Origin of the sequence: Arthrobacter sp. R4 (assembly GCF_051365025.1) — a bacterium.
GTDB lineage: Bacteria > Actinomycetota > Actinomycetes > Actinomycetales > Micrococcaceae > Arthrobacter.
In genome coordinates this window covers 13,319-38,342 of sequence record NZ_JBLWIJ010000017.1, presented here as the reverse complement: position 1 = coordinate 38,342, position 25,024 = coordinate 13,319, and the positions used below count along the sequence as shown (strand labels likewise).

Genomic DNA, 25,024 nt, shown 5'->3' with positions numbered 1-25,024 from the left:
GTTAGAGGAGGCGGCGTTCGGCGGCCCATTTGGTGAGCTCGTGCCGGCTGGAGAGCTGGAGTTTGCGCAGCACGGCCGACACGTGCGTTTCCACGGTCTTGATGCTGATGAACAGCTCCTTAGCCACTTCCTTGTAGCTGTAGCCACGGGCAATCAGGCGCATGACTTCCAGTTCGCGGGCAGAAAGCCTGTCCAGTTCGTCGTCGGCAATGTCCGCCGGGGCGGTACCGAAGGCATCCAGCACGAAACCTGCCAGCCGGGGCGAGAACACGGCGTCCCCGCCTGCCACCCGGAACACGGCGTCGGTGATCTCGGCACCGGAGATCGTCTTGGTGACGTACCCCCGCGCTCCCGCCCGGATGACAGCCACTACGTCCTCCGCGGCGTCCGAGACACTGAGGGCAAGGAACTTCGTGGTGGCCAGGAGCGCTGCTGAGCCGGCAATGACTTCACGCCCGCCGCCGCCGAGGCCGCCGGGCAGGTGCACGTCCAGCAGGACCACTTCCGGACGTTCCTGGGCGATCACCGCAATGGCCTGCTCCACTGTGGCGGCCTCGCCCACCACCTGGATGCTCGCGTCAAGGTCAGCCTTGAGGCCTGAGCGGAAAATGGCGTGGTCATCCACGATCACCACGCGGACCGGCTGGGCGGGGCGAATGGGTCCGGTCGCCTGTGCGTTGTTCATGATTTCCCTTCCGCGTTGTCCGTTTGGAGCGCCGGCAGGCCGAGCCGCACTTCAGTACCGTCCGGTGTACTGATGATGGAGGCGGTCCCGCCATGGCGCTTCATGCGTCCGATGATCGATTCCCTGACTCCCAGCCTGTCCTCGGGCACATCATTGAGTTCGAATCCGGGACCACGGTCCTTGACGAAGACTTCGGCACGGCCGTCAGAGACTTCAAGGTACACGGACACAGACCCGCCGCCGTGCCGGGAGGCGTTCAGCATCGCCTCCCGGCTGGCCTGGACGAGGGCCTCGTGGGCTTCGGTCATGGCGGTGTCCCCTACGCTCACCACCTCAACGGCGTTGCCCAGGAAGTCCTCCACCTCTGCCGCCGTTGCCTTGATCCGTTCAGAGAGCTGCCCTGCGTCCCGGCCCGGGTCCTGGAACAGCCAGCCCCGGAGTTCACGCTCCTGGGCCCGGGCGAGGCGGACTACATCGTGTTCGTTGCCGGCCCGGCGCTGGATCAGGGCGAGGGTCTGCAGTACGGAGTCGTGCAGGTGGGCCGCGATCTCTGCGCGTTCGGTTTCGCGGACCCTGCCGGCACGCTCCGATTCCAGGTCCCGCCAAAATTTGAGTGCCCAGGGAAGAAGCACCAGAACCACTCCGCCCAGTACCGCCACCGAAGCAAGCAGCGCCAGCCACGTCTGTTCCCATGATCCTGAACCGGACACCATCACGAGCACGCCGGCCACCACCAAGGCCAATCCTGCTGCCAGCCGTGCCCAGCCACCGGCCTGGTCGGCCTTGGTTTTGTCCAAGAGCCCCGCGCGGCGGGTCTCGTCGAGCTGCATCCAGGCGATGGCAGCGCCTCCCAGCACGGCCGCGGCAGGAATGAGCGTCCCGAGGGGTACGTCGACACCCAGGAGCTGCGCGATCAGGATGCCCGCCACCAGGAGGAGTCCGGCTCCCAGCAGGACCTCCTTGCCGTACCGCATGCTGCGGACCCGGAACCACGGCGGCCGCACAGCCGCACCGTAACCTGTCGTGGCCGGGCCGTAGCCGGGCAAAGGCTCGGCCGACCACGCTGCGCTGTAGGCAGCGGGAGCATTGGCAGCGGCGCCGCCCGCGGCGGCGGGGGCGGAAGCTCCGGCGTCGTGCGTTCCGCGCGGCGCAGCACCCGTGGCTGAGTGGCCGGCAGGCTGTGCGTGCGCCGTGGTCGGCCGGGCGCTGAAAGCCGGATCAAGACTCACCGCCGGGGCAATGGGCGACGCCGGACGCCTGGCGTTGCGCCGAGCGCTTTCGTCAGCAGTAGGGACCATGATCCAGAGCCACGCGTAGAAGGCCAGTCCGGCACCGCCGGCCAAGGTTGCGAGCGCCATGCCGATCCTGACGGTCTTCACCGGCCAGCCCAGATGCGCCGCGAGGCCGGAGCACACGCCCGCAATGATGCGGTCGCTGCTGCGGACCAGCGGTGGGCGGGTAAAGGCTGTGCTCATGTGTCAATCCAAACATGGATCAGGGTTCCCCGGACCCGATTCGGGCCCGAACCGGGGGTATCTCAGGGACGGCTCAGGGTGTTCCCCAGTAGAGCGGGGCGGCGCCGGACGGCAGGATCGAAGTATGAACTCGCAGACCCCCACCCCAGATGACGAACACCCCACCGAGCCACTCCCGCCCCGCGGAACCGAACACCCCACCGAGCCACTGATGCCTGGGACGGAAAGCACGCAGGATTCGCAGCCCTCCCCGTCACAGGACGCGCCGGAGCAACCACCTTACGGCGAGCAGTCCGGACCCTACGCAGGACCGTACGCCGGCCCCTACCAAAGCCAGCCGTCTGGCCAGTACGCCGGCGCCAAACCACCTTCCCAGTCCACCGAATTCTTCCCCTGGATCCGGAGCCACGGCATCCAGCGCGGGCGGGACCGCTGGATCGGCGGTGTCTCCAGCGGCATCGCCTACCGGATGGGCATCGACCCCCTGATTGTGCGAGGCATCTTCATCGTCCTCACGCTTTTCGCCGGAATCGGCGTCCTTCTCTACGGCCTTGCGTGGGCGTTCCTCCCCGAACCTGACGGCCGGATCCACGTCCAGGAAGCCGGTGCCGGCCGGTGGTCCACCGGCATGACCGGTGCCTTGATCACCACCGTGATAGGCCTCACCGGGCTCGGCGGCGGCTTCTGGGGCTGGAGCCGCAACGGCTTCGGCGGATTCGTCTGGACCGTCTTCTGGGTCGGTGGCGCCATCTACCTCATTTACTACCTGACCCAACGCAACAAGGTCCGGAATGGAGCTCCCATGAACACCACACCGCAGCCGGCCGGCGCCGACGGAAGTGCCGCCTTCGCGGCCGCATACCCCACCGCCCCGTACACCTCGCCATACTCCACGACGGATACCGGCTCCGGTTCCGCGGGGACCCCTCCCTACACGCCAACACCGCCCTCCGGCCCCACCCCGCCCTACGGCAGCGGCGGGTTCCCCGGGGGAGGCAACTACGGCGGCGGCAATTACGGCGGCGGTTACCAGCAGCCACAAGGACCGGCGCGCCCGCCAAAGGTCCGCCCCGGCGGTCCTGGAGCGCCTGCAGTGGCAATCACCGCCGGAACAGCATTGCTGGTCGGCGGCGGGCTCAAGGCCCTGGACGCCGGCAACGTGATCAACCTCGGCGACTCCGCGAACGCCATCGTCTGGGCCAGCGCCGCAGCGGTCCTGGGCCTCGGCATCCTCCTCGCCGGCCTGCGCGGAAGGACCTCAGGGATCCTCGGCTTCTTTGCCGTGGTTGCGCTGATCATCGGCGGCATCTTCAACGTGGTGGGCAACGGCGACAGGGTCCGCTTCACCCAGGTTGACTGGACACCCGCCAGCATTGAACAGGCCAGGGACGGACTCGACGTCACCGCCGGCCGGGGGACTGTTGACCTCACTGACCTGGGCGTGGCGGCCCCGCTGACATCCGACGTCGTTGTTCCCCTGGACATCACCGCCAGCAACGTCACCGTGGTTATCCCCGATGACGTCCCCGTGGACGTCAAGGCCGACATGACTATGGGCAACATCCACGACGGCGCCAACGACCGCAGCGGCATCACCACCCGTGAGAGCAGCTACAACACCGACTTGCCCGGCGCCCGCCTGGTGGTCGAGATTGACGGCACCTTCAGCAACGTCACCATCCAGGAAGGAAACTGACATGAGCAACGTTGATCCGGCACCGGATTCATACGCCAAGGAAACGCCGACGGCGGAATCCGCCACAACAGACCCCACTGCTCCCGCAACCACCAGGGTTGGAACCGTGGTCTGGGGCCTCGTGGTCCTGGCACTGGCCGTCCTGATCATCATCGCCCAACTGGGAGTCGTTACCCTGAACGGAACCTACGTGCTGATCGGCCTCATGATCGGAGCCGGTGCCGCGTTGGTGGTTGGCGGGCTGCTCTCGGCACGGAAACGTGACAACGAGCCCACAACAGGGAAGTCTTGAACCATGGACAAGTTTTTCAGCATCGTCAGGGGCTTCGGCCTGAAACGCGGTCCCGAGCGCTGGCTGGGCGGCGTGTGCGGAGGAATAGCGGCCAAGCTCAACGTGGATGTGGCCTTTGTCCGGATCGCGTTCCTGGTCTTCTGCCTCCTCCCCGGACCCGCAGTGGTCTTCTACGTCGCGGCGTGGCTGATCCTTCCGGACCAGCGGAATTCCATCCCGCTGCAGACCTTCCTGGACCGCCGGTCCATCAACGGATCCTGACCCTTCCAAACGGGCCCCCGTCCGCGAGCACCCACCATGGGAACTCCGCGGACGGGGGCCTTTCCGGTGCCGGCTGTACGTGCGATTCCTGCGCACGCGATTTCCTGCCCTGTGTCCACCGGCCGGTGGACACAGGATTCAACCGGCCGGACCTGTTGGCAGCTGGCCCCCGACTGCCACGCTGGAAGCATGAACTCTTCAACCGGCCCGGAGCGGCACTCCCCTGATGCCATCACCGTCCGCGGCCTCAACAAGTCGTACAGGTTGCCCAAAGGCGGCATCCTCACTGCAGTGGACCATCTGGACCTCGCCATCCGGACCGGCGAAACGTACGCCCTCCTAGGTCCGAACGGGGCGGGCAAGTCCACCACGATCGAGATGCTTGAAGGACACCGGAAACCGGACGGCGGCGAGGTGAGCGTCCTGGGCACGCGGCCATGGAAGGCCTACCCAGCTTTCCGTGCCCGGATCGGTATCGTCCTCCAGGAAGCTACGGATTCCGGGGAACTTCGGGTCTCTGAGGCACTTCGGTCCCTGGCTGCCTGTTTCCCCGCGCCCCGCAAGGTGGATGAGGTCATCGAAGCGGTAGGCCTCGGGGGCAAAGGCGGCGTCCGGATCTCCACCCTGTCGGGCGGCCAGCGGCGACGCCTTGATGTTGCCCTCGGGATCATCGGCAACCCCGAAGTCCTGTTCCTGGATGAACCCACCACAGGATTCGATCCCGAGGCCCGGAGGCAGTTTTGGGATCTTATCCGCCGGCTGAGCAAGGCTGGCACCACCATTGTGCTCACCACCCATTACCTTGACGAGGCCGAGCAATTGGCGGACCGGATCGGCGTGATAAACCACGGCCGGATGATCGCCGAAGGCAGCCCGGCGGACATCGGAGGCCCCGGCCTCCGCGTGCCGCGGGTCCGTTGGCGGGATGCCTCGGGCCTGCGTGAAGTGGTGACCCAGCACCCCGCGGCGCTGGTCCACTCCCTGTCCGACGGCGGCGCAAGCGAGCCGGCGGAGCTCGCCGTCGTCCGTCCCAGCCTCGAGGACATCTATCTCCAGCTCATCGGCGCCGCCGATGAGGCCGGGCGTCCGGGCCACACCGAACCTTCGCCAGACCAGGCGATACCGCCGGACAAGGCAACACACTCCAGGACAGGAGCCCTCCGATGAGCACCGCATTGCCAGCATCCGCCGGCCCAGTAGCCGGCCGCCCGGCCTGGCGTCCCTCAGTCCTGCGCCTGGGGGTTGGCCGGATCCTGCTGGAGATCAAGCTATTTAACCGGGATGTGCTGTCACTGGTCCTCGTGCTGTTTTTCCCGATCCTGATGATGTCCCTTTTTGGCACAGTGTTCGGTGATGAACCGGTCTTCGGGGCGGATCCGAACGGGCAGGGCGGCATCACTCCGGCGCACTATTACCTGCCAGGCATGCTGGCCCTGAGCACCATCCTCAGCGGCTTCCAGAACCTCAGCAGCTATGTGGCAACCGAGCGTTTCAACGGAACAGTGAAGAGGCTTGCAGGGACCCCGTTGCCGGCCGCCTCCTACTTCATCGGAAAGACGGGCCAGACGCTCTACCTGATCGTGGCCCAGACCGCCCTCCTGCTGCTGGCGGCCACAGTCCTGTTTGACGTGCCGCTCCCCCGGGAGGCAGGGCAGTGGGGCCTCGTGGCGCTGCTAATGGTCCTCGCCACGGCCGCCTGGGCCACCGTGGCGATAGCCTTCACGGCCCTGCCCAAGTCCGCCCAGAGCGCCTCGACGCTCGCGGTCCTGCCGGTACTGCTGCTGTCCTTCACCTCCGGGGTGTACTTTCCGTTCTCCCAGCTTCCGGACTGGCTGCAGTCCATCAGCAATTTCTTTCCCCTGCGGTGGACGGCGAGCGCCTTCCGGTCCGTCTTCCTGCCTGCCGGTTTTGAGGCCGTGGAGCCGGGAGCAACCTACAACCTGCCGCTGACGTTCCTCGTGCTGGGTATCTGGGTGGCGGCCGGTGCGGTCCTGGCAAGGCTGGCGTTCAAGTGGCCGCCACAGAAGTAACCGGAACGGCGGCGGGAGTGATCTTGGTTGCCCGCCGTCGCGCCGATAGGGTGCACCCATGAGCTATATCAGCGGACGGACCGAGCGGCTGCTGCCCGCCCGCTCGGTATGGACCACTTCCATGCTCTGGTGGCACGCGGGTTTCTACGCCGCGCTGGCCAGCGTGTCCTACTTCGCGCTCTTTGGCGATGGGCGGGATTCAGCGACGCCGCTGGTGATTGGATCGCTGTTGCTGCTGGGCATTGCCTATCCGTTCCTCACCCGCACCAAGGACCTCCGGACGGGACGCCCCACCATTTATGTGGCGCTCCTCGTGACGGTGGTTGTGCTCCTCTCGTTCGTGTACGACGGCGCAGGCGTCCTGCTGTTTGTGGCTTTCCCCCAGGTCTGGATGTTTACAGGCACGCAGCGCCAGGGCGTGGCTGCCACTGCCCTGCTCTGCGTGGGCGTGGCCGTCGGCCAAGTCAGCCGCTGGGGGCTGAGCGGCACGGAGGTCTACGGCATTACGGCCCAGCTGGTGACGTCGTTCGTGGCCAGCTGCATGATTGGCCTCTGGATTTCAAAAGTCATCGAACAGAGCGAACAGCGGGCCGAACTGCTGGCCGAACTTGACGCAACACGCCATGAGCTCGACGTTGCCGAGCAGGCACGCGGGGCACTGGCTGAGCGGGAACGGATGGCACGGGAAATCCACGACACCCTGGCACAGGGCTTTACCTCCATCGCCATGCTGTCCGAAGCCGCACAGGCCCAGCTCAGGACACAACCGCAGGATCCAACGGGACTGCTCCGGAGCCTCTCGGCCATCTCCCAGACCGCCCGGGAAAGCCTGGCCGAGGCCCGTGCCCTGGTGGCTTCGGGCGTCCCGTCCGACGTCCAGGGCGGCGACCTGCTGGCCGCACTGCGGCGCCTTCCGGACACCCTGCACCTGGACAGCATGCGGCTCAACGTGGCCCTGCCGGACCGCCTGCCGCCGCTCCCGTCCACGCAGCAGGTTGCCCTCCTTCGGACGGCCCAGGAAGCACTAAACAATGTCCGGAGGCATTCCGGAGCGACAACCGCGGAGCTGGTCGTGGACGTCCCGGCAGGAGATCCACCTTTGCTGCGGCTGACCGTGACGGACAACGGGCACGGATTTGACCCCTCGGCTGACCACGAAGGGTTCGGCCTGAGGTCCATGGCGGCCCGGCTGGCCGAAATCGGCGGCCGGCTGCAGGTGACTTCATCGTCCGGCGGCACCCGGCTGGTGGCAGTCGTCCCGACGGCGGGGCCAGCCGCCCTGGCAAGGGGACCCCAGCGTGATGACGCGGCGGCACAGGAGCCCAGCGACGCGGACCTGCGTCCACGGTCGCACACACCGGGAGCCGGGGCATGAACGCCGCCGGAACGGTCACGGTAGTCCTGGCCGACGACCACCCCGTGGTGCGGAGCGGCCTTGCCGCCCTTCTTGATACCGCTGCCGGCATTGACGTGGTGGCTGACGCCGCCAACGGGCAGGAGGCGGTGGACGCCGTCAGCCGCCTGCGGCCGGACGTTGTGCTGATGGACCTGCGGATGCCCGTCCTGGACGGCGCCGGCGCCACGGAACAGATCCGGGACCGGTTCCCCGGCACCAAGGTGCTGGTCCTCACAACGTACGACGACGACTCCGACATCGTGCGCGCAGTGGAGTCGGGCGCGGTGGGCTACCTGCTCAAGGACACGCCCGGAGACCGGATCATCGAGGCCGTCCGCGCCGCGGCGCGTGGTGAGACAGTCCTGGCGCCGCCGGTTGCGGCCAGGCTGGTTTCCCGGATGCGGTCCCCGGAACTGCCCCGGCTGACCGCCAGGGAGGTGGAGGTCCTCCGTTGCGTAGCCCAAGGGCTGAGCAACCCCGAGGTGGCCGCGCGGCTGCACATCGCCGAAGCGACGGTTAAGACCCACCTCCTGAGGGTCTTCAACAAACTGGACGTGGACGACAGGACCCGGGCTGTGGTCCTCGCCATGGAGCGGGGCCTTTTGTAACCAGTTTGTGTCGTACCCCACACCGCCCACTAGAATCTAGGGTGAGCTCAGCGTGGCGCTCTGCCTGTAAACCTTCACACCAGGATTTGAGCCGAGACATGAAAATTGGAATTCTTACCAGCGGTGGCGACTGCCCCGGATTGAACGCCGTTATCCGCGGAGCCGTCCTGAAGGGCATCGCCATCCACGGCCACGAATTCGTGGGATTCCTGGACGGCTGGCGCGGCGTCGTTGAAGGCGACATCATCGATATCCCCCGCACCATGGTCCGCGGCATCGCCAAGCAGGGCGGCACCATCCTGGGTACTTCCCGCACCAACCCGTTCGAGAACGGCGGAGGCCCGGAAGTCATCAAGGCCCACATGGACCGGATGGGCATCGATGCAATCATCGCCATCGGCGGTGAGGGAACGCTCGCTGCCGCCAAGCGCCTCACTGACGCCGGACTGAAGATCGTCGGTGTCCCCAAGACTGTCGACAATGACCTCGACGCCACCGACTACACCTTCGGATTTGATACCGCCGTCCAGATCGCCACCGAAGCCATCGACAGGCTGCGCACCACCGGCGAATCGCACCACCGCTGCATGATCGCCGAAGTGATGGGCCGCCACGTAGGGTGGATCGCCCTTCACGCCGGCATGGCAGCCGGTGCGCATGCCATCCTGATCCCGGAGCAGAAGGTCAGTATCGAACAGATCACCGAATGGGTGCAGGAGGCCCACGACCGTGGCCGTGCGCCCCTCGTGGTGGTGGCAGAGGGCTTCGTGCCGGACCATATGGAATCGCCCCACTCCGAACGCGGCCTCGATACCTTCGGACGGCCCCGGCTGGGCGGCATCGCGGACCAACTGGCGCCCGAGCTTGAGGCGCGCACCGGCATCGAGACCCGCGCTACGATCCTTGGCCACATCCAGCGCGGCGGTGTGCCGTCCGCCTTCGACCGCGTCCTGGCCACCCGGCTGGGCATGGCGGCCATCGACTCCGTGGTGGAAGGCTACTGGGGCACCATGGTGGCACTCAAGGGCACCGACATCCAGCACGTCGGCTTCGCCGAAGCGCTGGGCCAGTTGAAGACCGTTCCGCAGAACCGTTACGACGAGGCCGCTGTCCTGTTCGGCTGAGCCAAGCGGCACGGACCAGCGCGGACGCACAGTTACCGCCCCCTTTCGACGCGGGGCCGTGACTGTACGTTCGCGCTTCACTGTGCTGGGTAGGCTGGGCACATGACTCTTGACCCCGGTTCCGCTGCCATCATCCAGCTCGCGTGGGCAAGGCGGCTGGGGCTCGACGACGACGCGTTCGCTGCGTCCCTTGCCTCCGGCGAGCGGATTGTCAGGGCCGACGACTCGGTCCGGACAGTGGAGTTCGTCCGGCTTTTCGGCAGCTCGGCGCTGGTGGGCCCGCAGTGGGTCATTGACGCAGCCGCCGGCATCCCGGACGAGGAAATGGCCCAGCATGTCACGCTGCTGACCCTCACCCGCTCCCATGGAGGCCACGGCCTGGGGGCCGCAGCCCTATTTTTCGCCGACGACCTGCCCCTGAAGCAACCTTCCGAGGATTTGACCGTGTCCCACGGCAACCCGGAGGCGATCGAACTCGAGGGGCTGTGCCCGCCGGACGATGTCAACGAAGTGGGGCTCTCGGACCTGGAAAACCGGTACACGATCGTCCATGAGGTGGACGGCCGGCGGGTCCCGGTGGCGTGCGGCGCCTACTCGGAGTGGGAGGGCCTGCTGGGACACCTCGGAGTGCTGGTGGATCCGGAATGGCGGCGCCGGGGGCTCGGATCGCTGGCTGCCTCCATTGCAGCCCACGAGGCCCTCGCGGCAGGACTCACCGTCCAATGGCGTGCCGAAGTCAGCAACACCGGTTGCGTGGCCCTGGCCCGAAAGCTCGGGCTGTCCACCGGCGGAATCCAGACCAGCGTGCACCTGGGCTGATCCCGTCCCTGCCCGGCAAAGGGCTATGGCCGGGCAGCGCCCTCCGCCGCAGCGCCTGGCGTGTCCGCGGCAGCAGCCTGCGGCGCGCTCCAGCCGTGCACAGCCTTGGGTTTGGCGAAGAACAGGGCCACGGCCGCCCCGACGAGGATCACGGCTGCCGGCAGCAGGATGGACTGGCCCATCGCCGTCGAGAATCCCTCCTGGAGGGATTCCGGGAGCCGGCCTGAGAATTCCATGTTGTCCGTCCCGAGTCCCCCGGCAGGAAGTTCCGCCGCGAGGCGCGCCTGGATCAGCACAGCGATGGCCGCGCTGCCCAGCACGGCCCCGATCTGGCGCGTGGTGTTGTAGACGCCCGAGCCCGCACCGGCCTGCCGCGGCGGAAGGTTCCGCGTCGCCGTCGAACTCAAGGGAGCCCAGATGCCGGCGTTGGCGAATCCCAGCACGGCACTGGGCAGGAGGAACAGCAGGATGGGCGTGTCCGGGTGCATCAGGACCGAGTTCCACGCCAAGGCAACGGCCATCAGGACCAAGCCGCCGGACGTGATGTATCTGGGATTGACGCGGTCGATGATCCGGCCAACCACCGGCGCGAGTCCGCCGGAAATCAGCGCCATGGGCACCATCATCAAGGCTGACTGGGTAGGCGTCATGCCCCGGACCATCTGGTAATAGAAGATCAGCGGCAAGCCGAAGGCGGTCACCGTGAACCCCACCGTGGTGATCCCGATGTTCGCCAGCGAGAAGTTGCGGTCACGGAACAGGTCCAGCGGCAGGAGCGGCTCACCCTTGTTGTAGCGCTGCCAGGCGATGAAGCCGGCAAGCACCACCAGGCCGGAGATGATCAGGCCCCAGACGCTCACGGGTCCGGCGATGCTACCCCAGTTATAGGTCTCGCCCTCCTGGATGCCGAAGACAAGCAGGAAAAGTCCGACGGCGCTGAGCAGCACGCCGGGAATGTCGAACCGGTGCGGATGGGTACTGAGGGACGGGACGAAGCGCCAGGCGAGGATGAAGCCCACGATGCCGACCGGGACGTTGATGAAGAAGATCCACTCCCAGCCGAGGCTGTCCACGAGGACACCCCCGAGGATGGGGCCTACCAACGTGGCCATGCCGGCGGTCGCTCCCCAGAGCCCCATGGCTGCACCGCGGCGGTCAGGTGGGAAGATCCGGGTGATGACGGCCATGGTCTGCGGCGTCATCATGGCGGCGCCCAGGCCCTGCAGGACGCAGGCAGTAATGAGGGACTCGACATCGCCGGACAGTCCGCACCACAGGGATGCCATCGTGAAGACCACCAGGCCCAGGAGGTACAGCTTCTTGGGGCCGAACCGGTCACCCAGCCTGCCCGTGATCAGCAACGGCACGGCGTAGGCGAGAAGGTAGGCGCTGGTCACCCAGATGACGGCGTTGATGTCCGTTCCCAGCCCCTCCATGATGCTGGGGTTGGCCACCGAGACGATGGTGGTGTCGATCAGGATCATAAAGAACCCGATCACCAGCGACCACAGGGCGGGCCAGGGCCGTGCTACGTTTTCCAAGCGTCAGTTGCCCAGCAGGTCAAGGATCTCCGTGCGGGCGAACATCTGCGCTGCCGCCCGGGCCGACGGCGTGCCGGCGTCGGGATCGGCTCCTGCCTCCAGCAGGACCCGGGCGACGTCCGCGTAACCCTTGAACGCCGCACCGGCCAGCGGCGTCTGGCCGCGGTCATTGGCGGTGTCCGCCTCGGCCCCGTGCTCCAGGATCAGCTGCACTGTGTCCGCATGGCCGTGGTAAGCGGCAAGCATAAGCAGGGAATCCCCGGCGGCGTTGGTCATGGTGGCAGGCGCGCCCGCGCTCAGGTAGCCGCGCAGGAGCCCGGTGTCGCCCTCCCTGGCTGCCTGGAACAGCTTGTGCGCGAGCTCCAGCGTTTCGTCGTCAGGTGCGGCCGGGCCGGGTGCAGTGTTTTCTGTCATGAGCGGGTCCCCCTCAGGAATCCTGTCGGGCGCCCCACTACCTGGCCGGCGTCGGGGGCGACAATCACTTCCTGGGCGGCGGTGTACGGTTCCTCGCCATCCATTACCGTCAGTATTTCATCGGGGGCAACGGACCGCTTAATGACGGCCAGTGCCACCGGGCCCATTTCATAGTGCTGGGCCACGGAGGTTACCGTGCCTACCTTCCGCTCGCCCAGCAGGACCTCGCTGCCGGGAGCGGGCATGGTGTGCTGCGACCCGTCCAGCTGGAGGAAGACCAGGCGGCGCGGCGGGTGGCCCAGGTTGTGCACGCGGGCGATGGTCTCCTGGCCCTTGTAGCAGCCCTTGGCCAGGTGCACTGCGGTGCGGAGGAGGTCCAGTTCGTGCGGAATGGTCTTGTCATCGGTTTCTGCGCCCAGCCGGGGACGCCAGGCCGCAATGCGGAGGGCTTCTGCTGCCAACACGCCCGCGAGCGGCCGGTCCCCCACCGTCTGCTCCAGCTCAGCGGCTGGCACAAGGTACTCGAACCAGGGGCGTTCCAGGCCGGGGTGCCTGTCTTCGGGTACCACCGCGTAGGAGTAACCGCCGACGCCTACCTGGGGCCAGGGATCCCGCCAGGCCTGCAGGCCTGACCATTCCTGCACTTCCTGCGTGGAGCCGAGTACTGCCCAGCCTGAAGAGACGTCGTTAATTTCTACGCGCAGCATGAACTTCATCCTGTTCAGCCATTCCGCCAGCGGCCCGGCCTCGGCGGCCTCAACGATCAGCCAGGTGGTCCCGCCGTCGTCCACCACCCGGGCGTCAAACTCAATCCGGCCCTGGACGCTCAGCAGGAGCAGTTCGCTTGAGTCCCCGGGCTGCAGGCCCGTGACCTGCTGCGAGGACAGGGTGTTCAGCCAGGACAGCCGGTCCGGGCCGCTGACAGTCACCACGCCGCGGTGGGAGAGATCGACGACGGCGGTGCCGGCTGCGAGGGCGCGCTGCTCGCGCAGGGGCTCACCGTAGTGGGCTGCGACGCCGGCGTCCGCGCCGGCGCCCTCGACGGCACCAGGGCGCGACAGCATTGGGCTGGGAGTAGTCATACTGGGGCAACGTCCTTTGGTCAGTGAGTATTCCGGTGACGCTAGCGGTATTCCGGGTTTTCGAAATCGAAACGCGTTCCGGCTTTCCATTCTTCAGGAAGGTTGCCGTAGGCGGGAATTCCGCCGGCGTCCTTGAGCATCCGGGCGAAATGTAACAGGTTCCAGGTCATGAACGTTGTGTTCCGGTTGGTGAAGTCGGATTCGGGGCCGCCGGAGCCTTCGTCCAAGTAGCTCGGACCCGGGCCCACCGGACCGATCCAGCCGGCATCCGCCTGTGGCGGGATGGTGAAGCCGATGTGCTGCAGGCTGTAGAGGACGTTCATGGAGCAGTGCTTGATGCCGTCTTCGTTGCCGGTGATGAGGCAGCCGCCGACCTTGGGATAGTAGGCCCACTGCCCCTTGCTGTTCAGTTGCCCCGAGTGGGCGTAGAGCCGTTCGATGAGTTTCTTCGTTTGCGAGGAGTTATCGCCCAGCCAGATGGGGCCCGCCACCACCACGATGTCGGCTTCCTGCACCGCAGGGTACAGCTCGGGCCACTCATCAGTGGGCCACCCGTACTCTGTCATGTCCGGGTACACGCCGCTCGCGATGTCATGGTCCACGGTCCGGATGATCCGGGTGCTGACACCCTGCTTTTCCATGATGAGGCGGCTGACGTTGATCAGGCCCTCGGTGTTGGATGTCTGCGGGGATCTTTTCAGCGTGCCATTAAAGAACAGTGCCTTCAGATCGCTGTAATCCGCGGCGTTCTGCTGTGCAGCCATGATGCTCCCTGTGATTCACTCGCGGGTGAAGCCTAGGAAGCCAAGTGTACTGAGGGCCACGACCCAGCGGGCGTCACGATTCAGTGTCAGGAAACCTTTTTCAGGAAGGCGGAGGCATGCGCCTCAAGCCCCTTGCCCGGCTGCGATGTTCCACCGGTTGCGACGTCCCAGCGCCAGAGGAGATTCCCGTCCACCAAGCCGAAAATCCGCGTGGCGGCACTGTAGTCCTTGGAGTGGCTGCCGCGCATCACCATGTCGGTAGTGAGCTGGATCTGGGGTCCCTTGATCTGTCCGTAATAGAGTTCGGAGATGCCACCGGGGTGGGCGATCGAGACAGAGATATCGAACCCGCCATCCTTGTTGCGCAGGGCTTCGACCTCGTCGGCGCTCTTGAGGGCCGGAACGATGTCCGCCGGGATCAGGCCCGGGCCGCCGTCGGCGTCGAGTTGCTTGCGCTCCAGTGCCCAAAAGCCGGTCTCAACGGTAAGGGGCCGCAGGCGCGTGCCGTCCTCGGCCGTTAACCAACTCTCCGCCCGGTATTGCAGGTACGGCAGACCGTTGTGCGTGAAGGACACGTGTTGGAAAAAGTGTTCCGAGTCCTCGTCGCCGCTGCCGAGCCGGCCGCTGCCTTCCCACTCACCAATGAGCCAGGAAAGGGGGACGAGTTCGGGGGTCAGATCTGTGGGAATCTCAATCGGCACAGCAATTACCTCGGGAAACGGCTAGCTTGTTGAACGGTCTACTTCTGGCCTTTGAAGAGGCGGTAGACGACGAATCCTGCAAACCAGGCCATGGCGAGGCTGGCGATACCGAGCAGGACGAGGAAGAAAATTTCAAATGCAAGTACGGACATGATGCCATCCTAACGCCTAGTAGATGAGTAGTTTGTCTATGAAGTACGCCAACGAACCCACGGCTGAGACGGGTGCAAGACCCATACTAAGAGCCGCCGGAATGTTAAGTGGAGCGCCCCGGAGTGTGACGAGCCGGCGGAAACTGACCAGCACCGCACCCACGACCACCCCGAATACCGCGGCCGGCAGGACGGCGATGTCGGAGAAAACCAGGCCGGCAAGTGGCCCGGCCAGCCCGGCCATCACAATGCCGAGCGGGGCCACAATGCTGTCGGGCCAGCGGATAAGGCCAGCCAACAGGGCAACGGCGGCGCTGATGGCTGCGACCAGCATCATTTCCCGGACACCGTTGAAACGGGCCCCGGCAATCCAGCCCGCACCAAGGCAGGACAGCAGCACGCCGGCGCAGCAGCCCAAGGTGGATTCGAGCCGCTGGGCCTGGCCTGTGCCGCGGATGAGCTGCACCACAAACACCGCCATCATGCCCAGCGCCATGAACGCCGGTGTCCAGTCCAGGAAACCTGGGGCAGGGGCATAAGCTGCCGCGAGCGCCGATCCGGCACCAGGCAGTGCAATGACAGCGGCCAGGGTCTTCTTCGCCGGAATACGGAGGAAGTGGGGCCAGCCGACGCCGACAGCGAGCGCCACGACCACCGCGACAGCGAGCAATGTGTCCGGAGACGTGTACACCCCGGCAATAATGGCGGCCAGCCCGGCCATGCCGAAGGCGCCGATTGTCCACGAGGGCAGCGAACGGACCGGGGCTTGCAGATCCGCGCTCATGCGGGACCTGGCTCTGACGTGCGCGGCTTCAACTCTGCACCCAATTCGCGGCATTCCCATTCTGGCTGGCGACCGGGAGGCGGTTCAGCCCCCGGCAGGGCACAGTGCCCCTGTGTTCAATCCTGCCCTATGTGACCGCGATGTGTCGCAAAACGGACACGGAGGATGGCCCGATCAGTGTCTGTTAAGGGGCGGTTGGGTATACTCAAAGCTCAGCTACGCTTCCTGCTTCGGTTGCCGGCCGGATATTTCGATCGACGGCCCAGACCGCAGCAGTGAGACAGTACCGGCCGGTGAAAACCCGGTTCAGTCGCCCAAAGATGCGCGGACGGCCCTTGGAGGAATAATGTCGCACATCCTGTTATTGACGAACAGCACCGGCTCATCGGTGGACATCCTGCCTGCCCTTGAACTGCTGAACCACCGCGTGCACATCCTGGCCGCCGAACCCACCGCGCTGCTGGAGACTGATCCATGCGACATTGTGCTGCTGGATGCCCGTAAGGACCTGGTAGGTGCCCGTTCGCTGACCCAGCTCCTGAAAGCCACCGGCCTGAGCGCCCCGCTGGTCCTGATCCTGACCGAGGGCGGCATGGCTGCGGTTTCCTCTGCCTGGGCCGTGGACGACATCGTGCTGGACTCCGCCGGGCCCGCCGAGGTGGAGGCCCGCATCAGGCTGTCCGTGGCACGGGCCGTTCCGGACACCGACGACGCCCCCACCGAAATCCGGGCCGCCGGCGTGGTCATCGACGAAGCGAGCTACACGGCCCGCGTCAATGGCGCTCCCCTGAACCTGACTTTCAAGGAATTCGAACTCCTGAAGTACCTTGCACAGCATCCGGGACGCGTGTTCACCCGCCAACAGCTGCTGACCGAGGTCTGGGGTTACGACTACTACGGCGGCACGCGGACCGTCGACGTCCACGTCCGGCGCCTCCGGGCCAAGCTTGGCGCAGACCACGAGAACCTGATCAGCACCGTAAGGAACGTGGGTTACCGGCTTACTCTTGTAAGGCAGCAGGAAGACGAACTCACGGAAGCCTGAACCTGACCCAGTTCCATAACAGAAGCAGCCCCGGACTACTGTCCAGGGCTGTTCTGTTTTATGAGTCTTCGTTGTGGAGGACATACGGGTCGAACGTATCGAGGCCACCCCACTGGTGGATCCCCCTCGAATCCGGCGTTGTGCTGCTCCCCGGATCGGATACCGACTATACGGTCAAGCCACGCACCTATCAAATCGGCAGAGCTACGGCCGGGGCGTATAGCCTAGCTTCATGACCCCAGCACATCCGGAGAAATGGCCCGTCCTCGTCGTCAGAGGCAGTGTGGATGACCAGTTACTGAAGGACTTCAGTGGCCTCCTGGCTGCGGCCGAGGAATCCGACGGCAATCCTTCGCTGTCCGAACAGACGGTGGTCACACTCCGCGCCGGCGATTCCGCTGAGCACTCCTTGCTGAGCCTGGCCCTGTACGCTCCGGACGAGGACTCGGATCCCGCAACGGGGCAGGACCTGGCCGGCTTCGCCGTGGTGGTGGAAGAGTCCGACGGCGGCGGGGTGCTGGAGATCGCAGTTCACCCGAGTTACCGCAACCAAGGCGTCGCCGACCGCCTCGTGGGTGCGCTGAAAACAACACGCGGCTTGGACGGCCTGAAGGCCTGGTCCCATGGCAATCACGAGGCAGCGGCGGATCTTGCCGCCCGCTACGGCTTCGGCCCGGTCCGGGAACTGTGGAAGATGCGGCTGGCGACTGCCTCCTCTGATCTTCCCGACGCCGGCCTTCCGGACGGGGTTTCACTGCGTGCTTTTGTGCCGGGCCAGGACGAGGACGCCTGGCTGGCAGCGAACCGTGAGGCATTCGCCCACCACCCTGAGCAGGGCGGAATGACCCGCGCCGACCTGGACGCCAGGATGGCCGAGGACTGGTTTGATCCGGCGGGGTTCCTCCTGGCCGTGGACGGGTCAGGCCGGCTGCTGGGCTACCACTGGACCAAGGTCCACCCCCGCCACGGTGACCACCCGGCGATCGGTGAGGTCTACGTCGTCGGCGTCTCCCCTGCCGCGCAGGGAATGGGACTGGGCAAAGCACTGACGGTGGCAGGCATCCGCCATCTCCAGGAGTTGGGCCTGAACGCCGTCATGCTTTATGTCGACGCCGACAACGCCCCGGCCGTGCGCCTCTACCAAAATCTCGGGTTCACACGGTGGGATATGGACGTGATGTACGCCCCGGTCACGGCGGGTTAGTCCAATCGACTGACGCACGACTTCCAGCGCCCGAAATCTAGGGGTCCGCGCCGCTGAATGCTTGTAAGGTTGAAACAGAACCGCGCCGGCCGTGAGAGCCAGCATCCAGCGCCAGGTAAGAGGAGACCCCATGAAGCCGGAACCCGCCGGAACAGTCACGTCCGAAGGCGCCGCCGTGCCGGTGCGGGCACGTTTTGGTTCATCCGAAGTTCCGGCATCACGTGCCACGCAGGACCGGATCGACATCCCGGAGTTCGCCCCCAACCTCGAGCCTGAGGGCGATATCCGGCCCGACCGGTTCCTGGACCGCGAACTGAGCTGGCTTGCCTTCAACTCCCGGGTGCTGGAACTGGCTGAGGATCCCACGCTCCACCTGCTGGAGCGGGTCAGCTTCCTGTCCATCTTCGCTTCCAACCTGGACGAGTTCTTTATGGTCCGCGTGGCCGGACTGAAACGGCGCATCGCCACAGGACTGGCTGTGCCCTCCCCCGCCGGCCTCAGTCCGGTGGAAGTCCTGGAGAAGATCGGTGAGGAAGCCCACCGGCTGCAGCAGCGCCATGCCCAGGTCTTCGCCGAGCAGATCCGTCCGGCCCTGGCCTACGAGCACATCCACGTGATGCACTGGGATGAACTGGACGACGCCGCAAAGCAGCAACTCAGCGCCATGTTCGCCGAGAAAGTCTTCCCCATCCTGACGCCGCTGGCCGTGGACCCCGCCCACCCGTTCCCCTACATCTCCGGGCTGTCGTTGAACCTGGCCGTAGTGGTGCGAAACCCGGTCAGCGACAAGGAACTCTTCGCCCGCGTCAAGGTCCCTGACCAGCTTCCGCGGCTGATCTCCATCGACGGACCGCGTGCCGGCGCCGTCGCTGGACGTGTTGCCCGGTTCATTGCCCTCGAAGAAGTCATCGCGGTGCACCTGGACAAGCTCTTCGCCGGGATGGAAGTCCTGGAACACCACATCTTCCGGGTCACCCGCAACGAAGACGTGGAAGTGGAAGAGGATGACGCCGAAAACCTCCTTCAGGCGCTGGAGAAGGAACTGCTGCGCCGCAGGTTCGGCCCGCCCGTCCGCCTCGAAGTCACGCACGACATCAACCCCAACATCCGTGCCCTGCTGATCCGCGAGCTTGGTGTGGAAGAGTCCGAGGTCTACTCAGTCCCCGCGCCGCTGGACCTCCGCGGACTGTCCGTCATCGCCGGCATAGACCGGGCGGACCTGCACTACCCCAAGCATGTGCCGCACACGTCCCGGTACCTCAACGAGTCCGAGACATCCAAGGCGGCCAACGTTTTCGCTGCCATGCGCCGCCGCGACATCCTGCTCCACCACCCCTACGACTCCTTCTCCACTTCGGTCCAGGCCTTCCTGGAACAGGCGGCCGCGGATCCCAAGGTCCAGGCCATCAAGCAAACCCTGTACCGGACCTCGGGTGACTCGCCCATTGTTGATGCCCTGATCGATGCTGCCGAGGCCGGCAAGCAGGTCCTGGCCCTGGTGGAGATCAAGGCCCGGTTCGATGAGCAGGCAAATATCTCGTGGGCACGGAAGCTGGAGCAGGCCGGCGTCCACGTGGTCTACGGAATCGTGGGCCTCAAAACGCACTGCAAACTGTCACTGGTTGTCCGGCAGGAAGTGGACGGCCTCCGCCGCTACTGCCACATCGGCACCGGCAACTACCACCCGCGGACCGCGCGCTACTACGAGGACCTGGGCCTGCTGACAGCGAATGACCAGGTGGGCGAGGATCTTTCCAAGCTGTTCAACCAGCTTTCCGGCTACGCGCCCAAGTCAACGTTCAAGCGCCTGCTCGTGGCTCCCAGGTCGGTCCGCTCCGGACTCATTGACCGCATCGAAACCGAGATCCGCAACGCCCGCGCAGGACTGTCGGCCCGCGTCCAGATCAAGGTCAACTCCATGGTGGATGAGGCGATCATCGATTCCCTGTACCGCGCTTCTCAGGCAGGGGTGAACGTCGATGTCATTGTCCGCGGCATCTGCTCGCTCCGTCCCGGCGTTCCGGGCCTGAGTGAGAACATCACAGTGCGCTCCGTGCTGGGCCGGTTCCTGGAGCACTCCCGTGTATTCGCGTTCGCGAACGGCGGCGACCCTGTGGTCTACATCGGCTCGGCCGACATGATGCACCGTAACCTGGACCGCAGGGTCGAGGCCCTGGTGCAGCTCGCCAGCCAGGATGACATCACCTACGTCCTGGACCTGCTGCGCCGGTACATGGACCCGGAGACGGCGAGTTGGCACCTGGACAACCAGGGTGACTGGACCCGGCATCACATCGCCGACGACGGCACCCACCTCGACGACGTCCAGTCCTGGCTGCTTGCATCGAGGCCGCGCCAGCGCTCCTTGAGCCGCCGGTAGGGCAGCGGTGTTGGCAAGCGATACACCGGTAGCTGACCAGACAGACCATCCCGGCGAGCCGGTAGCAGTTACTGCTGCCGGCGCCCTGCCGTGGCGGATCAATAAGGACCGTTTAGAGGTCCTGCTGATCCACCGGCCGCGCTATGACGACTGGTCCTGGCCCAAAGGCAAGATTGACGCCGGCGAGACGATCCCCGAATGTGCCGTCCGCGAGATCCAGGAGGAAATCGGCCTCACCGCCCAGCTGGGCATCCCGCTTCCGCCCATCCACTATCACGTGGCCACGGGCCTGAAAGTGGTCCACTACTGGGCCGTCCAGGTGAACGGGGCAACCCTTCGGCCCGACGGCAAGGAAGTTGACAGTGTTATGTGGTGCGCTCCCGAGAAGGCTGCGGCGCTGCTGTCCAACCCGTCCGACGTCGCTCCCCTTGAGTATCTCCGGGAAGCCCACGAACGCCACGAACTGGCTACCTGGCCACTGATTGTGGTGCGGCATGCCAAAGCCAAGCCGCGTTCATCCTGGTCCAAGGCCGAGGGAGAGCGGCCCTTGGCCGCCACCGGGATCAGGCAGGCGCAGGCCGTGGGGCGCCTGCTGCAGGCCTGGAAGCCGCAACGCGTGGTCAGCAGTCCGTGGCTGCGCTGTGTTGCCACCATCGCGCCGTATGCCAAGGCCGTGGACGCAAAGATCAAGCTGGTGGATGCCCTGACCGAACACCGGCACGCCCGGAACCCGAAGAAAACCGCTGCCGTTGTGTCCACGCTGTTGGACAAACAGCGCGGCGTTGCCGTCTGCACGCACCGGCCGGCACTGCCGACCGTCCTCGACCAGCTGGGAAAAGCGATGCCGGGCCGCCTGCGCGGGCTCCTGCCAACGTCCGATCCCTACCTCGCGCCGGGAGAGATCCTGGTGTTCCACGTTTCACACCACAGCAAGCAGCGGATCGTCGCCGTGGAGCAGTTCAAACCGTTTGACGACTAAGGCGGCCTGGCTCCCGGCCGCGCCGGGCCACACATTGACCCCGGAGTTTTTGTATCAAATACTTGATACATTGACGCACCAGCCTGGGGGATAGCGTGTCGAATGACGGTTTTGAGTTTACGGTCCACAATGTTCCGCCCATGGTCCTGCTGGGCCCCTTCCTGTTGGCAGCCGGCCTGTACCTGCTGCTGCGGTGGGTGATCCGGGCCCCTGGCGGGGGAACCACAGCCGTCACGGTGTCCCAGCATTCGCTGTGGATCGGCGTCATCGGATGGCTCGCAAGCTCCCTCCAAACAGTGGGAAGTGCCGGTGTCCTTCCAGCCGGGAACGCCTCTCCCCCGCTGGCCAGCCCCGCAAGCATCCTGGTCGCCTTGGCCTGGCCCATCCTCGGCTGCCTGGCCGTCCATGCCATCGGACAGCTGAGCTACCCCGGACCGCAGCTCCCCCGAAGGCTGGCAACGCTGGAGGTCCGCCGAGTCCGGGACTTCCTGCCACGCGCCCTCACCTGGACGGTCGCGGCGATCTTCGCTGCCTCGGCACTGCATATCGGCTGGGTGGCCACGCTCCCGGGCTACGAGGCCGTTCCATTCAACGGCCAGGAACGCGGCCCGGGCTTCAGCCGGATGGGCGGAGACGGCCGGATCCAGGGTTCCGTCCTCGCGGCCTGCCTCGGCGCCGGCTGGCTTGCGCTGGCCCTGGGCACAGTCCTGGTACTGACCCTGATCAGCCGCCGGAGGCAGCTCGAGGCCCTGGACGCGGCAGAGAACGACCTGCTGCGGACCATTGCCATGAACAGGCTCCTGCGGACGGTGGCAACCATCGCCGCAGGACTTGCGGCAGTAGGGGGAAACTTCGCAGCCCGGCCTGACCCTTCAGCCAACATCACGAGTTGGACCAATCCTGCGGGATTCGCGTCATTTGTGGTGCTGCTGGTGATGTTGGGGTGGGCTCCCCCCAAACTGCCCAGCGCGCAGGGGGGCGGCTCCGGCGTGGGATCGTCGCAAGCTCCGGCCGCCGCACATCCGGCGACGCGCCTCTCAGTTTCCCTCGGGGCAGCCACAGGGCTTGCCCCGCTTGTCGCGGGCACGCTGGGGTTCTTTGTTCCCGGCCTCCGGGCACAGCCGGTGATCCTGGTTGCGCTGATGGCTGCCGTCCTGCTGCTGGTAGCGGCTGCGGGCGAGCTCCTGCTGCACCGCAACTACGGCTCCCCCGACGTCCCCAGGACCTGGCCGCGGCAGGCGGTCAGCCCGGCCCTGCTGACCACGGCGATTGCCGCCGTCGCACTTTTCACCGCGGTCGCAGCAGTGGCCGCTCCGGGTGAACTGCAGCTTCTCGAGGCCGGGCGCGGTGCGTCCGGCAGTTGGATTGCCGCGGTCCTGGCCACCGTGGCCGTAGCAGCCATCTCCTGCCTGCCCGTGGCCGCGGCAAGGATGCGCCGCGGCATCACGACCGGCGTCGCCGGTCTCGACGCCGCGCTCCGGGCGATCACAGTCCACCGTGTGGTGCGGACCATCGCAGCCTATTGCGTTGCCCAAGGCGGTGTGCTGCTCATAACAGCCAGCAATGCCGTCCCGCCGCTGCTGGGACTGCCTGCGTCCTCCGCCACCTGGCAGCCCGGTGCCGTCGTGGGGGCGGCGCTCACCACTGCGGGGGTGGTCATCGCCATTATCCCGGTCAGGGGATTCGCCCGGGTTCCTGCAGCCCCGGCGCAGTCAGTGCCGGAAGGGTCACGGTGAACGCCGGAATCTCCGTGGACCTGCGCTCGGCAACCCCGCCGTATGAGCAGATCCGCTCCCAAATAAGCTCCCTGATCGCCACCGGCGCACTCCCGGTGGGCAGCCGGCTGCCCACGGTCCGGAGCCTTGCCGCGGACCTGGGCATCGCTGCGGGGACCGTCGCCAGGGCCTACAAGGAGCTGGAAGCAGCCGGACTCCTAGAGTCCCGACGGCGGAACGGCACCGTTGTGGCGCGCGCGGCACATGGCAGCGCTTCCGGACTGCCAGGCGGCACCGTGCCCGAAGCGGTGACTGCCGCCGTCGACCTCTTGGTCCGTTCGGGCCGGGACGCCCGGCTCAGCGATGAGTTGCTGCTGGACCTGGTCCGCGGAAAGCTGAGGAAGGGCTGACGGCCTCACTGGCTAAGGCGTTTTCGGCCGCGCCGCGATGTCGCCGACGGCCTCGGGCTGCCTCCCCGGTAGACTTTAGCCGTGAGCATCCCAACGCCTTATGAAGACCTCCTGCGCGATGTCATGGCCCATGGCACGCACAAATCCGACCGTACGGGAACGGGCACCACCAGCGTGTTCGGCCGGCAGATCCGCTTCGACCTGGCCACCAGCTTCCCGCTGATCACCACGAAACGCGTCCATTTCAAGTCCGTTGCCGTGGAGCTCCTATGGTTCCTGCGAGGTGAATCAAACGTGAAGTGGATGCAGGACCAAGGCGTAACTATCTGGAACGAATGGGCCGACGCCGACGGCGAACTCGGACCGGTTTACGGCGTCCAATGGCGCAGCTGGCCCACGCCTGACGGCGGACATATCGACCAGATCGCCGAGCTGGTGGAGAACCTCAAGACGAACCCTGACTCACGCCGGCACATCGTGTCCGCCTGGAACGTCTCGGAACTCAAGGACATGGCCCTGCCGCCGTGCCACGCGTTCTTCCAGTTCTATGTCGCGGACGGCAAGCTCTCCTGCCAGCTCTACCAGCGTTCCGCGGACATGTTCCTGGGGGTCCCCTTCAACATTGCCTCCTACGCACTGCTGACCCACATGGTGGCGCAGCAGGCGGGGCTGGGTGTTGGCGAATTTGTCTGGACCGGCGGGGACGTCCACATCTACGAGAACCACATGGACCAGGTCCTCAAGCAACTGGAGCGCGAGCCCTACGAGTACCCGCAGCTGGTCATTACGCGGAAGCCGGCGTCGATTTTTGACTACACGCTGGAGGACTTCGACGTGGTCGGTTACCAGCACCACCCCACGATCAAGGCTCCGATCGCCGTATGAGCACCGAGAACACCGCAGATCCCCAGGCCTTCACCGAGGAACTCGCCGGCTCCGTGACGGGCGTCGGCCTGGTCTGGGCCCAAACGTCCGGCGGAGTAATCGGCAAGGACGGCGACATGCCGTGGAACCTGCCGGAGGACCTGAAGCACTTCAACCGGCTCACCATGGGACACCCGGTGATCATGGGGCGCAAGACGTGGCTGTCGTTCCCGGATAAGTATCGTCCGCTCCCCGGCCGGACCAACATCGTCATTACGCGGCAAAAAGGCTGGGGCGAGTCACCCGAGGCAAAGGGCGCCATCGTGGTTCCTTCCCTGGATGACGCCCTCTTGGAATCCCAGTTCGTCGACGGCGGCGAGACCGTGTGGATCCTCGGCGGCGGTGAAGTGTTCCGCCAGTCCACCGACCTCGCCAACGTCGCGGTGGTCACCACCATCGATATGGAGGCCGACGGCGACACCTTCGCTCCCGAGCTTGGCGAAACCTGGGAAGCGGCTGCTTCCGTTCCGCCGGACGGCTGGCTCACGGCTGCCAACGGGACTCAATACAGGTTCACCAAATGGATACGGACGGCGGGCTGAG

Annotated in this window: 25 protein-coding genes; 17 read left to right on the top strand and 8 right to left on the bottom strand. The window is 66.0% G+C overall.

Annotated features, from left to right (window positions below; all coding sequences use genetic code 11):
• Position 1 precedes the first annotated feature (1 nt).
• Positions 2-685 carry a LuxR C-terminal-related transcriptional regulator gene (locus ACLKOZ_RS11710; RefSeq protein WP_436475240.1) on the bottom strand — a complete coding sequence of 228 codons (684 nt, stop codon included), beginning with the start codon at positions 683-685 and terminating at the stop codon, positions 2-4.
• The gene (locus ACLKOZ_RS11705; RefSeq protein WP_436475238.1) at positions 682-2,160 is read right to left on the bottom strand and encodes an ATP-binding protein; all 1,479 of its coding nucleotides are present in this window, start codon (positions 2,158-2,160) and stop codon (positions 682-684) included. Before ACLKOZ_RS11705 ends, ACLKOZ_RS11710 begins: the two co-directional genes overlap by 4 nt.
• A gap of 124 nt (positions 2,161-2,284) precedes the next feature.
• Here ACLKOZ_RS11705 and ACLKOZ_RS11700 point away from each other — a divergent pair, with 124 nt between their 5' ends.
• The 9 genes from ACLKOZ_RS11700 to ACLKOZ_RS11660 all read left to right on the top strand — a co-directional run bounded on the left by ACLKOZ_RS11700 (position 2,285) and on the right by ACLKOZ_RS11660 (position 10,386).
• The gene (locus ACLKOZ_RS11700; protein WP_436475236.1) at positions 2,285-3,856 is read left to right on the top strand and encodes a PspC domain-containing protein; all 1,572 of its coding nucleotides are present in this window, start codon (positions 2,285-2,287) and stop codon (positions 3,854-3,856) included.
• Between the two features lies 1 nt (position 3,857).
• A complete protein-coding gene (locus ACLKOZ_RS11695) occupies positions 3,858-4,148 on the top strand; it encodes a hypothetical protein (RefSeq protein WP_436475234.1) in 291 nt (96 codons plus the stop codon).
• 3 nt (positions 4,149-4,151) lie between these two features.
• Positions 4,152-4,409, top strand: coding sequence for a PspC domain-containing protein (locus tag ACLKOZ_RS11690; RefSeq protein WP_337346852.1), 258 nt, complete (start codon positions 4,152-4,154; stop codon positions 4,407-4,409).
• Between the two features lie 189 nt (positions 4,410-4,598).
• Positions 4,599-5,576 carry an ABC transporter ATP-binding protein gene (locus ACLKOZ_RS11685; protein WP_436475232.1) on the top strand — a complete coding sequence of 326 codons (978 nt, stop codon included), beginning with the start codon at positions 4,599-4,601 and terminating at the stop codon, positions 5,574-5,576.
• Complete coding sequence (locus ACLKOZ_RS11680; protein ID WP_337350839.1) at positions 5,573-6,439, top strand: ABC transporter permease; 867 nt, start codon at positions 5,573-5,575, stop codon at positions 6,437-6,439. The genes ACLKOZ_RS11685 and ACLKOZ_RS11680 overlap by 4 nt, the downstream gene beginning before the upstream one ends.
• A gap of 58 nt (positions 6,440-6,497) precedes the next feature.
• The gene (locus ACLKOZ_RS11675; RefSeq protein WP_436475230.1) at positions 6,498-7,814 is read left to right on the top strand and encodes a sensor histidine kinase; all 1,317 of its coding nucleotides are present in this window, start codon (positions 6,498-6,500) and stop codon (positions 7,812-7,814) included.
• Positions 7,811-8,443 carry a response regulator gene (locus tag ACLKOZ_RS11670; RefSeq protein WP_436475228.1) on the top strand — a complete coding sequence of 211 codons (633 nt, stop codon included), beginning with the start codon at positions 7,811-7,813 and terminating at the stop codon, positions 8,441-8,443. Before ACLKOZ_RS11675 ends, ACLKOZ_RS11670 begins: the two co-directional genes overlap by 4 nt.
• Positions 8,444-8,541: 98 nt before the next feature.
• Positions 8,542-9,567, top strand: coding sequence for an ATP-dependent 6-phosphofructokinase (locus tag ACLKOZ_RS11665; RefSeq protein WP_337346847.1), 1,026 nt, complete (start codon positions 8,542-8,544; stop codon positions 9,565-9,567).
• Between the two features lie 102 nt (positions 9,568-9,669).
• Positions 9,670-10,386 (top strand): GNAT family N-acetyltransferase, encoded by a 717-nt coding sequence (locus ACLKOZ_RS11660; RefSeq protein WP_337350837.1) that lies wholly within the window; start codon positions 9,670-9,672, stop codon positions 10,384-10,386.
• Positions 10,387-10,409: 23 nt separating this feature from the next.
• Here the strand turns inward: ACLKOZ_RS11660 and ACLKOZ_RS11655 are convergent, their stop codons facing one another.
• The 6 genes from ACLKOZ_RS11655 to ACLKOZ_RS11630 all read right to left on the bottom strand — a co-directional run bounded on the left by ACLKOZ_RS11655 (position 10,410) and on the right by ACLKOZ_RS11630 (position 15,824).
• Entirely contained in the window at positions 10,410-11,927 is a 1,518-nt protein-coding gene (locus ACLKOZ_RS11655; protein ID WP_436475225.1) for a DHA2 family efflux MFS transporter permease subunit, read from the bottom strand.
• A 3-nt stretch (positions 11,928-11,930) separates the two neighbouring features.
• Positions 11,931-12,341, bottom strand: coding sequence for an ankyrin repeat domain-containing protein (locus tag ACLKOZ_RS11650; protein ID WP_337346844.1), 411 nt, complete (start codon positions 12,339-12,341; stop codon positions 11,931-11,933).
• Positions 12,338-13,423: a CAF17-like 4Fe-4S cluster assembly/insertion protein YgfZ gene (gene ygfZ / locus ACLKOZ_RS11645; protein ID WP_436475222.1), complete on the bottom strand. Its 1,086-nt coding sequence runs from the start codon at positions 13,421-13,423 to the stop codon at positions 12,338-12,340. The genes ACLKOZ_RS11650 and ygfZ overlap by 4 nt, the downstream gene beginning before the upstream one ends.
• Positions 13,424-13,464: 41 nt before the next feature.
• Positions 13,465-14,187 carry a flavodoxin family protein gene (locus tag ACLKOZ_RS11640; RefSeq protein ID WP_436475220.1) on the bottom strand — a complete coding sequence of 241 codons (723 nt, stop codon included), beginning with the start codon at positions 14,185-14,187 and terminating at the stop codon, positions 13,465-13,467.
• Between the two features lie 86 nt (positions 14,188-14,273).
• Positions 14,274-14,888: an FABP family protein gene (locus tag ACLKOZ_RS11635; protein WP_337346841.1), complete on the bottom strand. Its 615-nt coding sequence runs from the start codon at positions 14,886-14,888 to the stop codon at positions 14,274-14,276.
• A gap of 168 nt (positions 14,889-15,056) precedes the next feature.
• Positions 15,057-15,824, bottom strand: coding sequence for a permease (locus tag ACLKOZ_RS11630; protein ID WP_436475218.1), 768 nt, complete (start codon positions 15,822-15,824; stop codon positions 15,057-15,059).
• Positions 15,825-16,170: 346 nt separating this feature from the next.
• Between ACLKOZ_RS11630 and ACLKOZ_RS11625 the strand changes: the two genes are divergently transcribed.
• From ACLKOZ_RS11625 to ACLKOZ_RS11590, 8 genes are all read left to right on the top strand, one after another.
• On the top strand, positions 16,171-16,869 hold the full coding sequence (locus tag ACLKOZ_RS11625) for a winged helix-turn-helix transcriptional regulator (RefSeq protein ID WP_337346839.1): 699 nt from the start codon (positions 16,171-16,173) through the stop codon (positions 16,867-16,869).
• A 232-nt stretch (positions 16,870-17,101) separates the two neighbouring features.
• A complete protein-coding gene (mshD, locus tag ACLKOZ_RS11620; RefSeq protein ID WP_436475216.1) occupies positions 17,102-18,073 on the top strand; it encodes a mycothiol synthase in 972 nt (323 codons plus the stop codon).
• 130 nt (positions 18,074-18,203) lie between these two features.
• Positions 18,204-20,453 carry an RNA degradosome polyphosphate kinase gene (locus tag ACLKOZ_RS11615; protein ID WP_436475214.1) on the top strand — a complete coding sequence of 750 codons (2,250 nt, stop codon included), beginning with the start codon at positions 18,204-18,206 and terminating at the stop codon, positions 20,451-20,453.
• A 10-nt stretch (positions 20,454-20,463) separates the two neighbouring features.
• Positions 20,464-21,432, top strand: a complete 969-nt coding sequence (locus ACLKOZ_RS11610) for an NUDIX hydrolase (RefSeq protein ID WP_337346836.1) — start codon at positions 20,464-20,466, stop codon at positions 21,430-21,432.
• Between the two features lie 140 nt (positions 21,433-21,572).
• On the top strand, positions 21,573-23,168 hold the full coding sequence (locus ACLKOZ_RS11605) for a hypothetical protein (protein WP_436475212.1): 1,596 nt from the start codon (positions 21,573-21,575) through the stop codon (positions 23,166-23,168).
• The gene (locus ACLKOZ_RS11600; protein WP_436475210.1) at positions 23,165-23,557 is read left to right on the top strand and encodes a GntR family transcriptional regulator; all 393 of its coding nucleotides are present in this window, start codon (positions 23,165-23,167) and stop codon (positions 23,555-23,557) included. Before ACLKOZ_RS11605 ends, ACLKOZ_RS11600 begins: the two co-directional genes overlap by 4 nt.
• Positions 23,558-23,638: 81 nt before the next feature.
• The gene (locus ACLKOZ_RS11595) at positions 23,639-24,442 is read left to right on the top strand and encodes a thymidylate synthase (protein ID WP_436475208.1); all 804 of its coding nucleotides are present in this window, start codon (positions 23,639-23,641) and stop codon (positions 24,440-24,442) included.
• Positions 24,439-25,023, top strand: a complete 585-nt coding sequence (locus tag ACLKOZ_RS11590) for a dihydrofolate reductase (RefSeq protein ID WP_436475206.1) — start codon at positions 24,439-24,441, stop codon at positions 25,021-25,023. The genes ACLKOZ_RS11595 and ACLKOZ_RS11590 overlap by 4 nt, the downstream gene beginning before the upstream one ends.
• Position 25,024 lies beyond the last annotated feature (1 nt).